The organism is Lysobacter ciconiae (assembly GCF_015209725.1).
GTDB classification, from domain to species: Bacteria; Pseudomonadota; Gammaproteobacteria; order Xanthomonadales; family Xanthomonadaceae; genus Novilysobacter; species Novilysobacter ciconiae.
The window spans coordinates 2,214,158-2,226,407 of record NZ_CP063656.1 but is presented as its reverse complement, the minus strand read 5'-3'; the positions used below and the strand labels follow the sequence as shown (position 1 = coordinate 2,226,407).

8 protein-coding genes and 1 pseudogene are annotated in these 12,250 nt (G+C 69.1%); 4 read left to right on the top strand and 5 right to left on the bottom strand.

All coding sequences use genetic code 11. The features are described 5' to 3' along the window. Positions 1-63: 63 nt before the first annotated feature. Complete coding sequence (locus INQ41_RS10010) at positions 64-984, top strand: cation diffusion facilitator family transporter (RefSeq protein ID WP_193984089.1); 921 nt, start codon at positions 64-66, stop codon at positions 982-984. A gap of 51 nt (positions 985-1,035) precedes the next feature. Here INQ41_RS10010 and INQ41_RS10005 read toward each other — a convergent pair whose 3' ends face one another. After that, the gene (locus INQ41_RS10005) at positions 1,036-1,893 is read right to left on the bottom strand and encodes a 23S rRNA (adenine(2030)-N(6))-methyltransferase RlmJ (protein ID WP_193984087.1); all 858 of its coding nucleotides are present in this window, start codon (positions 1,891-1,893) and stop codon (positions 1,036-1,038) included. A gap of 182 nt (positions 1,894-2,075) precedes the next feature. On the opposite strand from INQ41_RS10005, the gene INQ41_RS10000 reads away from it, so the two are divergent. The 3 genes from INQ41_RS10000 to mdoH all read left to right on the top strand — a co-directional run bounded on the left by INQ41_RS10000 (position 2,076) and on the right by mdoH (position 6,446). Continuing rightward, a complete protein-coding gene (locus tag INQ41_RS10000; RefSeq protein WP_193984085.1) occupies positions 2,076-2,726 on the top strand; it encodes a GNAT family N-acetyltransferase in 651 nt (216 codons plus the stop codon). Positions 2,727-2,847: 121 nt separating this feature from the next. Further along, a complete protein-coding gene (locus INQ41_RS09995) occupies positions 2,848-4,434 on the top strand; it encodes a glucan biosynthesis protein (RefSeq protein ID WP_193984083.1) in 1,587 nt (528 codons plus the stop codon). 5 nt (positions 4,435-4,439) lie between these two features. Continuing rightward, a complete protein-coding gene (mdoH, locus tag INQ41_RS09990; protein WP_193987325.1) occupies positions 4,440-6,446 on the top strand; it encodes a glucans biosynthesis glucosyltransferase MdoH in 2,007 nt (668 codons plus the stop codon). Here the strand turns inward: mdoH and INQ41_RS09985 are convergent. The 4 genes and pseudogenes from INQ41_RS09985 to phoB form a co-directional block, all read right to left on the bottom strand. Beyond that, positions 6,421-7,947: a Ppx/GppA phosphatase family protein gene (locus INQ41_RS09985; RefSeq protein WP_193984081.1), complete on the bottom strand. Its 1,527-nt coding sequence runs from the start codon at positions 7,945-7,947 to the stop codon at positions 6,421-6,423. The two genes, mdoH and INQ41_RS09985, sit on opposite strands and share 26 nt — an antisense overlap. Before the next feature lie 14 nt (positions 7,948-7,961). After that, complete coding sequence (ppk1, locus tag INQ41_RS09980; protein ID WP_193987324.1) at positions 7,962-10,070, bottom strand: polyphosphate kinase 1; 2,109 nt, start codon at positions 10,068-10,070, stop codon at positions 7,962-7,964. Positions 10,071-10,129: 59 nt separating this feature from the next. Further along, positions 10,130-11,500, bottom strand: coding sequence for a phosphate regulon sensor histidine kinase PhoR (gene phoR, locus INQ41_RS09975; RefSeq protein ID WP_193984079.1), 1,371 nt, complete (start codon positions 11,498-11,500; stop codon positions 10,130-10,132). A 29-nt stretch (positions 11,501-11,529) separates the two neighbouring features. Further along, positions 11,530-12,236, bottom strand: a pseudogene (gene phoB, locus INQ41_RS09970) (phosphate regulon transcriptional regulator PhoB). Positions 12,237-12,250: the final 14 nt, after the last annotated feature.

Below are 12,250 nucleotides of genomic sequence, written 5' to 3'. Positions count from 1 at the left end.
AAAGGCACGCTGCGCATACATTTGCCGGTGCTAGACTCGCGATCCTTCAAGCGGAAAGACGCCATGTCCGGAAGTGGAGATTCGACCCGCGCGATCCTGTACGCCCTGTCTGCGAACTTCGCCATTGCCGTGGCCAAGGGCGCGGCGGCGTTCTTTACCGGCTCCAGCGCGATGCTGGCCGAGACGATCCACTCGCTGGCAGATTGCGGCAACCAGCTGCTATTGCTGCTGGGGATGAAGCAGGCCCGCCAGCCGGCGTCGCCGGAGTATCCGCTGGGCCACGGGCGCGAAGTGTATTTCTGGTCGTTCCTGGTCGCGGTGATGCTGTTCACCGTGGGCGGGATGTTTTCGCTCTACGAGGGCGTGCACAAACTGCGCGCGGGCGAAACCGAGCCCGGCAGCAGCCTGTGGTGGGCGGTGGCGGTGCTCGTATTTGCGCTCATCGCCGAAGGCATTTCACTGCGGACCTGCCTGCAGGAGGTCGACAAGTCGCGCGGCCATCGTAGCCTGTGGCGCTGGTTCCGGGAAAGCCGTCAGGCCGAGCTGGTGGTGATCTTCGGCGAGGACCTGGCCGCGCTGGTCGGACTGGCGTTCGCCCTGCTTGCGGTGCTGGCAACGATCATCACCGGCAACCCGGTGTGGGATGCGATCGGCACGCTGGGCATTGGCGCGCTGCTGATCGTGGTGGCGGTCCTGGTCGCGATCGAGATCAAGGCCATGCTGATCGGCCAGAGCGTGGACCCGGACCGGCAGCGACAGATCCGCCAGTTCCTCGACGGCCGACCGGAAATCATCCGCGTGATCAGCCTGATCACCATGCAGCTGGGCAACGAGGCGATGGTTTCGGTGCAGGCGCACATGCGCGAGGAAAAGGACGTGCCGCTGCTGGTCGATCAGATCAACGCGATCGAACTGGCCATGAAACAGGCGTTTCCGGAAGTGCGCTGGAGTTTCTTCGAGCCGGACGTGCGCGCCGGCGTATAAGCGCGGGTGCCCAGCCCGGGTGGCGAGCACCCGGGTGGCGAGCGGCTGGGCTCAGTCGGCCTGCTTCAGCCACTCCACGCGCCAGGACCCGTCGCTTCCAGCCAGCGCCTTCTGCACCAGCGGCAGCGCTTCGCGCATCGTGGTGTCGAACTGCCATGGCGGATTGAGCAGTAGCATGCCGCTGCCGTTCATGCGCAGCGGCGAGTCGTCCGGGTGGACCATCAGCTCGGCCAGCAGCGATGACTTCACCGGCAGCGTCGCGGCGCGGCGGAAGAACTGGTTCAGCGACCGCCGCAGCTTGATCGGATACCAGACGCCGTAGCAGGCGTTCGGCCAGCGGACCAGGGCGTCGCGCAGGGCGGCGATGATGGTGTCGAACTCCAGCAGCTGTGCCTCGTAGGGCGGATCGATCAGCACCAGCCCGCGGTTGTAGCGCAACTCGCCCAGGCGCGGCGGCAGCAGGGCCTTCATCGCCTCGTAGCCGTCGCGGGTGTGGGTGGCGACGCGCGGATCGCCGGCGAAGTTGGCCTTCAGTTGCGCGGCTTCCTCGGGCAGCAGCTCGCACACCGCGATGCGGTCTTCCTCGCGCAGCGCGTGGGCGAGCAGCCACGGCGAGCCCGGGTAACTGGTCGGACCGTGCTGGGCGCGGCAGGCCTTCATCGCGGCCAGGTAACGGGTGATCGCCGGGTGCCGCGGGGCTTCGGCAATCAGGCGGCCGATGCCGGCCTCGGCCTCACCGGTGCGCTGGGCGGAGTTGCTGTCCAGCGCATACAGGCCGCGCCCGCCGTGGGTATCCAGGGCAAACAGCGGCGAAGGCTTGGCGAGCAGCGCATCGCAAACGGCCAGGGTGGTGATGTGCTTGAAGACGTCGGCGTGGTTGCCGGCATGGAAGGCGTGGCGATAGTTCATCCGCACAGGGTATCGCGGCGGCGCGCGTACAGGCGGACCGGTGAGTCCGGCTCCGCAAATTGCAGCCGGGCGGCCGGCGTGACGGCCGTCACGTCCACGGCTTTACGGCGCGCACACTTTCGTGCGCTACAGTCCGGCGGATGACCCATCGCCGATACCGCGAGGACGATCGCATGCCAGGCATGAATCCGCTCACCGAAGTCCAGTCCCGGCATGAGAGCCATCCCAGCCAGCGCAGTCTGACGGTCAGCTGCAGGACGGGCACCGAGGTCGCTGCGGTTCTGGATGATGTCGCGCGGTTGCGGGCGAACGTGCTGCAGGCGTGGCCCGACCTGCACGATGGCGATGCGCGCGCCGAGCGGGCACGTCTTGAAGGTTGGGCCAAGTCCTGGCGGGGCATCGCGGTACTGGTCATGGACCAGGCGCGGTTGGTGGGCGCGGCCTTGGGGCTGCCGCTGGAAGACGAGGAGGGAGTCGTCCGCGACGCCTTCGATGCGGCCGGGCGCGCCATTGCGCCGGTGTTCTTGCTGGCAGGCTCGGTGCTGCTGCCGGGCTATCGCGGTCGCGGTCTGGGCCATCGCTTCTTCAGCGAGCGCGAGAACCACGCCCATTCGCTGGGCGGCTTCGAGTCGACGATGTTCATGGCCTTCGAGCGCGATCAGGACGATCCGCGACGTCCGCCGTTCTGGCGCAGCAACGAGGCGTTCTGGCGGCGGCGGGGTTACTCGCGCAATGACGCGCTGACGCTTCCGCTGAAGGCAGGACCGGAAACCGCGGCGTTCCCTCCAGCACGACAGGTCGCATGGGCCCGCCCGCTGGAGCGCGGCTGCTAGTCCGCCCATGCCGTTGCTCCGGACTTGGTGACAAAGCGGCGGACCGCTTTACCGCGCGCAGTTGCCGAATATTAATGGGGGAGCGCCTAGGCTGGGCGCTTTTCCCCTTTCCGGTATCCGTGTGGACCGTCGTGAACTGCTGATCGCGGGTTTGTCGCTGCCGCTGGCAGCCTTGGTGCGTCCGGCGTCGGCATCGCCCCTGTCGTTCCTCCTGGACGGCGGCGCGCAGGCGGCTGCGCTTACGGTCGGCACGCCTTTCGGCGCCGACACCGTGCCCGCCCTGGCGCGGGAGCTGGCGGCGCAGCCTTTCCAGCCGGCCAGCAGTGCATTGCCCGAGGCGCTGCGCGGCATCGGTTACGACCAGTACCGCGACATCCGCTTTGATCCGTCGCATTCGCTATGGCGCGCAGACGGTCGGCCCTTCCAGGCCCAGTTCTTCCATCGCGGCTTCCTCCACGCGCAACGCGTGGAAATCCACGAGGTGATCGCTGGCATCGCCCGGCCCGTGACCTACAGCCCGGATCTTTTCACCTTCGGCGCCGCGTCGAAGCCCGACGACGCCGATCTGGGCTTTGCCGGTTTCCGCCTGCATGCGCCGATCAACCGGCCCGACTACTTCGACGAGGTGTGCGCGTTCCTTGGCGCCAGCTATTTCCGTGCGGTCGGGCGCGGCCAACGCTACGGTCTGTCCGCGCGCGGGCTGGCGTTGGGCACCGCCGATCCGGCCGGTGAGGAATTCCCGGTCTTCAAGGCGTTCTGGCTGGAACGCCCCGCGCCGGGCGCCGCGCAGATCCGCGTCCACGCCTTGATGGACAGTCCGAGCGCTGCAGCCGCCTTCACCTTCGTCATCCATCCCGGCGCAGACACGGTGTTCGACGTGAGCATGCGGCTGTACCCGCGGGTGGACCTGGCCCGGGCCGGCATCGCGCCGCTGACCAGCATGTTCCAGTTCGACGCCGGCGACCGCGTGGGGATCGATGACTACCGGGCGGCGGTGCACGACTCCGATGGCCTGGCCCTGTTGAACGGTGCCGGCGAGCAGCTGTGGCGACCGCTGCGCAATCCCGCCTCGGTGCAGGAGAGCCTGTTCCTGGATCGCCAGCCGCGTGGGTTCGGCCTGATGCAGCGCAAGCGCGCATTCAACGACTACGGTGACAGCGAAGCGCGCTACGACCTGCGCCCCAGCGCATGGGTGGAGCCGCAGGGCGACTGGGGCGACGGCGCCGTGTACCTGTTCGAGCTCCCCACCGCTGACGAGTACCACGACAACATCGTCGCCTTCTGGCGTCCTCGGAAACCGCTGGTCGCCGGCCGCGAACATCGCTTCGACTACCGCCTGCACTGGTGCGACCGGCACCCCTGGAACCCCTTGTTGGCCCGCGCCGAGGCCACCCGGGTGGGCGCCGTGGTGTCGGCGGGGCGCCTGCCGACAGCTGCTGCCGGCGCTGGCGCGCGTCGGTTCGTCATTGATCTGGCCGGCGGCGGCCTTCAGGATGCTGCGGCTGCGTCAGCGCCGCACGCGGAAGTGGACGCCAGCGCAGGCCGCGTTGCCAACGTCGTCGCCCAGCCGGGGGCGGTGGATGGCACCTGGCGCATCGCTTTCGAGCTTGATCCCGGGAGCGACCCGGTCATCGAGCTGCGCGCACGTTTGCTGGGCGCGGACGGAACCCCCCTTTCTGAAACGTGGTTGTACCGATGGACCGCATGAGCACGATGCACTCCCTGACTGAGCCGAACACAGGCGCCACCGGGACCGCGCCTGCCGAAATCCCGGCGCGCTCGCTGGAGATGGCGATGGTGCCGCCCGAGGCCGCGCTGGCAATGCCCGTGCAGTCATTCGAAGACTCCGCGCCTGCCGCCGCGCGCCTGGCCGGGTCGCCGCTGGACATCGTCTGGCGCCGGCTGATCGTGCTTGGCGGAACCGCCGGCCTGACCCTGCTGGCGACCTACCAGCTGTGGTGGGCAATGCGCGGGGGCGGTCACAGCGCGCTGGAGTGGCTCAGCCTGGTGTTGTTCGCGGCCTTGTTCGTCTGGGTCGCGCAGGGTTTCATGAGCGCGCTCGCCGGCTTTGCATTGATCGTCAACGGCTACCGCCGGCGCGACCGGCTGGGGGTGATCGATGCCGGTCCGCTGCCCGCGTTGACCACCCGGACCGCGTTGCTGATGCCGACCTACAACGAGGATCCCGAGCGGCTGATGGCGGGCCTGCAGTCGATCTGCGAATCGGTGCTGAAGACCCGCCGCGAAGACGCCTACGACTTCTTCGTGCTCAGCGACACCACCCGGCCCGAGGTGCAGCAGCGCGAGCTGGCCGCCTTCCACCGCCTGCGTGACACGCTCGGCGGCCAGGTGCGCCTGTACTACCGGCATCGCCCGCAGAACATCGACCGCAAGGCCGGCAACATCGCCGAATGGGTGCGCCGCTTCGGCGCGGCTTACCCGCAGATGCTGATCCTGGATGCCGACAGCCTGATGACCGGCAAGGGCATCAACCGCCTGGCCGTGGCCATGGAGCGGCACCCGGAAGTCGGCCTCATCCAGACCCTGCCGGTGGTGGTGAACGGCAGCACGATCTTCGGCCGCATGCAGCAGTTCGCCGGCCGCGTGTACGGTCCGGTGCTGGCCCACGGCAACGCGTGGTGGCACGGCACCGAAGGCAACTACTGGGGCCACAACGCGATCATCCGCACCGCGGCATTCGCCTCCTGCGCCGGCCTGCCGGAGTTGCCGGGATCGCGACCGTTTGGCGGCAGCATCCTCAGCCATGATTTCGTCGAGGCCGCACTGCTGCGCCGCGGCGGCTGGGAGGTGCACCTGGTGCCCGCGCTGGGCGGCAGTTACGAGGAAGGCCCACCGTCGCTGACCGACATGCTGGTGCGCGACCGGCGATGGTGCCAGGGCAACCTGCAGCACGGCGGCGTGATTCCGGCCAAGGGCCTGCACTGGGTGAGCCGTTGGCACCTGCTGACCGGCATCGGCCACTACATCACCGCGCCGCTTTGGGGCGCCCTGATGCTGATCGGGCTGGTGATGACGATGGCCAGCTCCGGCCTGCAGTGGGACTCGCTTGTGTTCCCGCGCATCGGCTCAGCGGCTGACTGGACCGGGCCCAAGGGCATGGAGCGCTTCTTCTGGGTGTTCATGCTCACCATGTCCCTGCTGCTGGGGCCGAAGTTGCTGGGCTTCATCCTTGCCCTGACCGATCCGTGGGCACGCCGAAGCTGCGGCGGCGCGCTGCGCCTGACCGCCGGCGTGCTGGTCGAGACGCTGCTGACGACCCTTATGGCTCCCGTCACGATGTACGTGCAGTCGCGCGGGGTGATCGAGGTGCTCGCCGGCCGCGACTCGGGCTGGGAAAGCCAGCGCCGCGATGACGGCACGCTGACCCGCGCCGAGCTGTGGCAACGCTACGGCGGCGTCACCGTATGCGGCGTCGTGGGAGCGGCGTGGAGCTTCGCGGTATCGCCCTGGCTGATGCTGTGGATGTCGCCGGTGTTGCTGGGCCTGATGCTGTCGATGCCGTTGGTGGCGCTCACCGCAGACCCCGAAGCGGGCAGACGGCTGCGTCGCTGGGGCATCTTCCTCACCCCCGAGGAAGTCTCGCCACCGCCGATCCTGACCCGCGTGCAGGGCCTGCGCGGCGGGCTGACGCAACCGGTGGCCGCGTCCGGCCAGGAGGCAGGGGGCGCCAGCGTTATCGCGTCTGCAACCGCAGGCTGATTCCCAGCGGCGCGATCTTGGCCGGCTCGTCGTCCAGGTCGGCCTTCAACAGCGGGCGCGCATCGAACCAGCGCTCGTCGAGCGTCAGCGTGAGTCGATCACCGTCGACCTGGGCGTCCAGCCGCGGGATCGGGTCCGCCTCGTGCGCGCGATGGATCAGCACCGCCAGGCGCAGCAACGCGGCGGTGTGCCGCGCCGCCGGCAGCAGGCGGTCGGGCAGGGCGTCGAAGACGTGCTTGGGGATCTTGCGCCGCTGGCTGCGGATCACCGCGGCGAGGAATTGCTGCTGCTGGCGCGAAAAGCCCGCGATGTCGGTGTGCTCGACCACGTAGGCCCCGTGCACGTGGTACTGGCTGTGGGCGATGGTCAGGCCGAGTTCGTGCAGCCGGGCCGCGCGGCTCAGCATCAGGCGGTCGTCGATCTCCAGCTGCCACGCTCCGGCCACCTGGTCGAACAGGCGCAGCGCGGTTGCCTCCACCCGGCCGGCCTGCAGCGTGTCGATCCCGTAGCGCTTCATCAACGCCAGCACGGAGCTGTCGCGGGGGTCGTCATCGCCGCCGCGCTCGAGCATGTCGTAGAGCACACCTTCGCGCAGCGCCGCCTTGCTGACCGCCATGCGCTCAAGCGCCAATGCGTGGAAGGCCGCCTCCAGCACCAGCAGCCCGCCGGCGATCACCGGCCGCCGGTCCTCGGGCAGGCTGGGCAGGTCGATGGTGTCGATGCTGCGCGCGCGCAGCAGTTGGTCGCGCACCGGTGGCAGCGCATCGGCGAGGACGGAACCCTTGGTCAGCTTCATCGCCGCGCAGACATCGCCGATCGCCTTGTTGGTGCCCGAGGTGCCGATGGCATCGTCCCAGCCCAGCTCGCGGTAGCGCGCGGCAAAGGGCTGGAACGAGGTTGCGACATCGGTCAGCGCGGCATTCCAGCGTTTGCGGCTGAGTTTGCCGTCGCTGAAATACTTGCGGGTGGTCGCCACGCAGCCCAGCTGGACACTCTCGCGCTCGATGGTGTCCAGGCCGCTGCCGATGATGCATTCGGTCGATCCACCGCCGATGTCCAGCACCAGCCGCAGGCGACCACGCTTGGCTGGCTGGGTGTGGGCGACGCCCAGATAGATCAGGCGAGCTTCCTCGCGGCCGGCGACGACTTCGATGGCATGGCCGAGCGCGCTTTCGGCCGGCATCAGGAAGGCCTGCGGTGACGCCAGCTTGCGCACGGTGTTGGTGGCGATCGCGCGCACCCGCTGCGGCGGGATGTCGCGGATGCGCTGGCCAAACCGCGCCAGACATGCGTAGGCACGCTGGCGCGCCTCCGCTGACAGGCCGCCGCGGGCATCCAGCCCGTCGGCCAGGCGCACCGTCTCGCGCAGCCGGTCGACCACCCGCAGCTGACCGAGCAGGTACTGCGCCACCACCATGTGGAAACTGTTGGACCCCAGGTCGATGGCGGCCAGCATTTCGCCCTCCTGCAACGGCAGCGGGGTCGGGTGGAGGTCGGTCATCGGGGCAGTTTCGATCATCCGCACAGTTTGGCCAACAACGACGCCTGGGCCGAATGGGGCAGGGCGTCGTCCGCGCGTTCAACGAGGCGGTATTCGCCGCCGGGCTGCAGTTGCCAGGCGTTGAGGTTGTCGTCCAGGTAGTTCTCCAGGGCCTCGTCGAACACCCGCCTGGCGACCGCGGGGTCCAGGATCGGGAAGCAGGTCTCGACCCGGCGCAGCAGGTTGCGCTCCAGCCAGTCGGCACTCGCGCAGAACAGCTCCGGCGCGCCGTCGTTGGCGAACCAGTAGGCGCGGCCGTGCTCGAGGAAGCGGCCGACGATGGAGCGCACGCGGATGTTCTCGCTTACACCAGGTACGCCCGGGCGCAGGGTGCAGGCGCCACGCACGATCAGGTCGATCTCGACGCCCGCCTGCGACGCCCGGTACAGCGCGCGGATCACCTGCGGCTCGTTGAGCGCGTTCATGCGCGCCACGATCCGTGCCGGACGCCCGGCCTCGGCATGGGCGCGCTCGCGGTCGATCCGCTGCAGCATTCCCGCGTGCAGGGTGAACGGCGATTGCAGCAGGCGCTTGAGCGTCATCGACGGCGCCAGGCCGGACAGTTGCTGGAAGATCAGGTGGACGTCGTTGCCGATCTCCGGATGGGCCGTCATCAGGCCCAGATCGGTATACAGCCGCGCGGTGCCGGCATGGTAGTTGCCAGTGCCCATGTGCACGTAACGGCGCAGCTTGCGCCCCTCGCGGCGCACCACCAGCATCATCTTGGCGTGGGTCTTGTAGCCCACCACACCGTAGACAACCTGCACCCCGGCCTCCTGCATGCGGTCGGCGAAACCCAGGTTGGCCTCCTCGTCGAAGCGCGCGCGCAGTTCGACCACCGCGGTGACGTCCTTGCCATTGCGCGCGGCGTTGATCAGCGCAGCGACGATCGCCGAATCCTTGCCCGACCGGTACAGCGTCTGCTTGATGGCCAGCACCGCAGGATCCTCGGCCGCCTGGCGCAGCAACTCCAGCACCGGGGTGAAGGCATCGAAGGGGTGGTGCAGCAGCACGTCACCGGCGGCAATCGTCTCGAACATCCGGTCCATCCCGGGCAGCGCCCTCGGCTGGAACGGCGGGAACTTCAGGTCCGGGCGATCGACCAGGTCGTATACCTGGATCACCCGGTTGAGGTTGACCGGCCCCTTGATCCGATACACCGCCTCAGGCGCCAGGGCGAACTTCTCCAGCAACAGGTTGACGATCGGCTCCGGGCACGCGTCGGCGATCTCCAGGCGGACCGCGCGCAGGTAGCCGCGGCCGGCCAGCTCGTCGCGCAGCGCCAGGGCGATGTTGTCCACCTCCTCCTCATCGACGAACAACTCCGAGTTGCGGGTCACCCGGAACTGGTAGGCGCCCTGGACCTCCATGCCCGGGAACAGCTCATCGACGAAGCTCGACAGCACCGCGGACAGGAACACGAAATCGCTGGCGCCGCCGCTGACGCGCTGCGGCACCTGGATGATGCGCGACAGCGACCGCGGCGCCCGCACGATCGCCAGCCCGCCGCTGCGGCCGAACGCGTCGCGCCCCTTCAACACGACGACGATGTTGAGCGACTTGTTGAGGATCTTCGGGAACGGGTGCGCGGGATCCAGCCCCAGCGGCGACAGCACCGGCATGATCTCGTCGCGGAAATACGCGCGCAGCCAGCGGGTCTGGCGCATGCTCCAGCTGCCGCGGGCCAGCACGCGCACGCCCGCCTCGGCCATCGCCGGTCGCAGCACGCTGTTCCAGCATTCGTACTGCGCCTCGACCAGGGCGGCGGCCTCGTCGTGGATGCGGCTCAGCAGGGCGGACGGCGCCAGCCCATCGGGCGCCAGCGGGCCGCCCACGTCCAGGGCGTGCTGGACGGCACCGGCGCGGATCTCGAAGAACTCGTCCAGGTTGGTGCAGCTGATGCAGAGGAATTTGAGCCGCTCCAGCAACGGCACCTCCGGGTCCTGCGCCTGGGCCAGCACCCGCACGTTGAACGCCAGTTGCGACAGCTCGCGGTTGAAGTACAGCGACGGATCGTGCAGCAGGCCGTCGGCGGCGGTGTCGCTGTAGAGGCCGAGATCCAGCGGCGCATCGTCGGGCAGCATCTGCTCCAGCTCGACCTGCAGCGGCGGCGCCGAGGGTGAGGACGGCCGTTGGGGGGCGTTCATTGCGTGGCCTCGCTGGGAGCAGGGTGACTGGCGCCGGGCTCAGGTGGACGGACCCGCGCAGCCGTGAAGTGACAGGAGAACATGCTGCCATCGCCGACCCGGCTGCGCACCTCGAGACGGGCTTGGTGCCGCTGCAGCACGTGCTTGACGATCGCCAGCCCGAGTCCGGTCCCGCCGCTGATGCGTGAGCGGCTGTTGGACACCCGGTAGAAGCGCTCGGTGAGCCGCGGCAGGTGCTCGGCGGCGATGCCTATGCCGCTGTCGATGACCTCCAGTGCGACACCGCCCGCTTCTGCGGCCGGCCCGTCCTGGTGGCCGTCATCACGCCGGAACCGGATCAGCACCTGCCCGCCGTCGGGCGTATGCCGCACCGCATTGCCGACCAGGTTGGAGAACGCGCTGTGCAACTCGGCGCCCGATCCCCATAGATCCACGCCTGCCGTGTTTTCCACCACGATCCGGTGCCTGCCCTGGCCGAGCGCGAGACCTTCGCGGCGCAGCGTGTCGAGCAGGGGCGCCATCGGCACCCGCTCGTCGACCGGCGCACCGTCCGCGGACTCCAGCCGCGACAGTGCCAGCAGGTCCTCGACCAGCCGGGCCATGCGTTGCGACTGGCGCTGCATCTCGCCCAGCATCGGGGCCAGGGCGCGGTGCTCGTCTGGATCGATCATGTCCAGGTAGCCGTGGATCACCGTCAGTGGCGTGCGCAGTTCGTGGGAGACGTTGGCCACGAAGTCCCGACGCATCTGCTCCAGCTGGAGCAGTCGGGTGACGTCGCGTGCCACCAGCAGCCACAGGTTTTCCGAGTATGGGATCAGGCGCAGGCTCAGGCGGATGGCCGGGCTGACCGGTGAGGCGACCTCGATGGTGTCGGCGTGGCGGCCACTGGCGAGCCATTGCGCCATGGGCAAGGGGTGCAGGCGTGGGACCAGTGGCGCGCCGACATCGGCCGGATAATGCAGTCCGAGCAGCTTGGCCCCGGCCTGGTTGAACCAGCGGATCCGCTGGCTGTTGCGCTCCACCACCACGACCGCATCGGGCAACGCGGCCGCCGCTGCCCGGTAGGCCCGCAGCATCTCCAGCAGACGCCGCTTGCGCAGTCGGCGCTCGCGCTGGTCGCGATCGTGCAGGCGATCCAGTTCGTCCCAGGCCCCCCGCTTGCCGGCAAGCCGGGGCCAGCGGCGCGCGCCGAGCCGGTGGAGTACACGGCCCAGTTGCCAGTGTTGCCAGCCCAGCATCGCCACAGCTGCCAGCGCCAGTACGGGCCAGAAGTGCCCTGCGACGATGCCGAGCGCGCCCGCGATCACGAGACCGGCTGCGGTCAGGCCAAGGGTGCGCAGCCAGGCGTTGCGGGCGTCGGGAGTCATGGCCCAGTATCCAACAGGTCCCGCGCGGCTCAGGTGGTGGGGGCGGCGGAGAAGCGGTAGCCCACGCCACGCACGGTCTGGATCATGCCGTCGAGCGCGAACGGCTCCAGCGCCCGGCGCACCCGGCGCACATGCACGTCCACGGTCCGCTCCTCCACGTAAACGCTGCCGCCCCAGACGTGATCCAGCAGCTGGGGGCGGGAGTACACGCGGTCGGCGTGGGTCATGAAGAAATGCAGCAGGCGATACTCGGCCGGTCCGATCGCGACCGCTTGCTCATTGCCCGGATCACCGGCGAACACCCGGTGGGCAGCGCCATCCATGCGCAGGGCACCGATCCGGATGCTGCCGTCTTCGTCGTCCCGCGCGCACGGCGCAGCACCGCGCGGATACGCGCCAGCAACTCGCGGGTGGAGAACGGCTTGACCACGTAGTCGTCGACACCCGCCTCCAGGCCGCCCACCCGGTCGTCCTCCTCGCCGCGGGCGGTGAGCATGATGATCGGGATGTCGTGGGTCAGCGCGTGCCGACGCCAGCGCCGGGCCAGTTCGATGCCGCTGGTGCCCGGCAGCATCCAGTCCAGCAGGATGAGGTCCGGCACGCGGTCGGCAATGGCGAGCTCCGCCGCCTGCGCGTCGCAGGCCGTCACCGGCTCGTAGTCGCTGCGCGATACCGCGAAGGCGACCATGTCGCGGATGGCGGGCTCGTCTTCGACAATCAGGATGCGTTTTTGCAAGGAAAGCTCGACTG

What these genes read in the sequence shown, in the direction of transcription:
- ppk1 (WP_193987324.1), bottom strand. Translation starts at nt 10,070, where the DNA reads ATGCTGCCCGACGATGCGCCGCTGGATCTCGGCCTCTACAGCGACACC.
- phoR (WP_193984079.1), bottom strand. Translation starts at nt 11,500, where the DNA reads ATGACTCCCGACGCCCGCAACGCCTGGCTGCGCACCCTTGGCCTGACC.
- mdoH (WP_193987325.1), top strand. Translation starts at nt 4,440, where the DNA reads ATGCACTCCCTGACTGAGCCGAACACAGGCGCCACCGGGACCGCGCCT.
- INQ41_RS09985 (WP_193984081.1), bottom strand. Translation starts at nt 7,947, where the DNA reads ATGACCGACCTCCACCCGACCCCGCTGCCGTTGCAGGAGGGCGAAATG.
- INQ41_RS10005 (WP_193984087.1), bottom strand. Translation starts at nt 1,893, where the DNA reads ATGAACTATCGCCACGCCTTCCATGCCGGCAACCACGCCGACGTCTTC.
- INQ41_RS10010 (WP_193984089.1), top strand. Translation starts at nt 64, where the DNA reads ATGTCCGGAAGTGGAGATTCGACCCGCGCGATCCTGTACGCCCTGTCT.
- INQ41_RS10000 (WP_193984085.1), top strand. Translation starts at nt 2,076, where the DNA reads ATGAATCCGCTCACCGAAGTCCAGTCCCGGCATGAGAGCCATCCCAGC.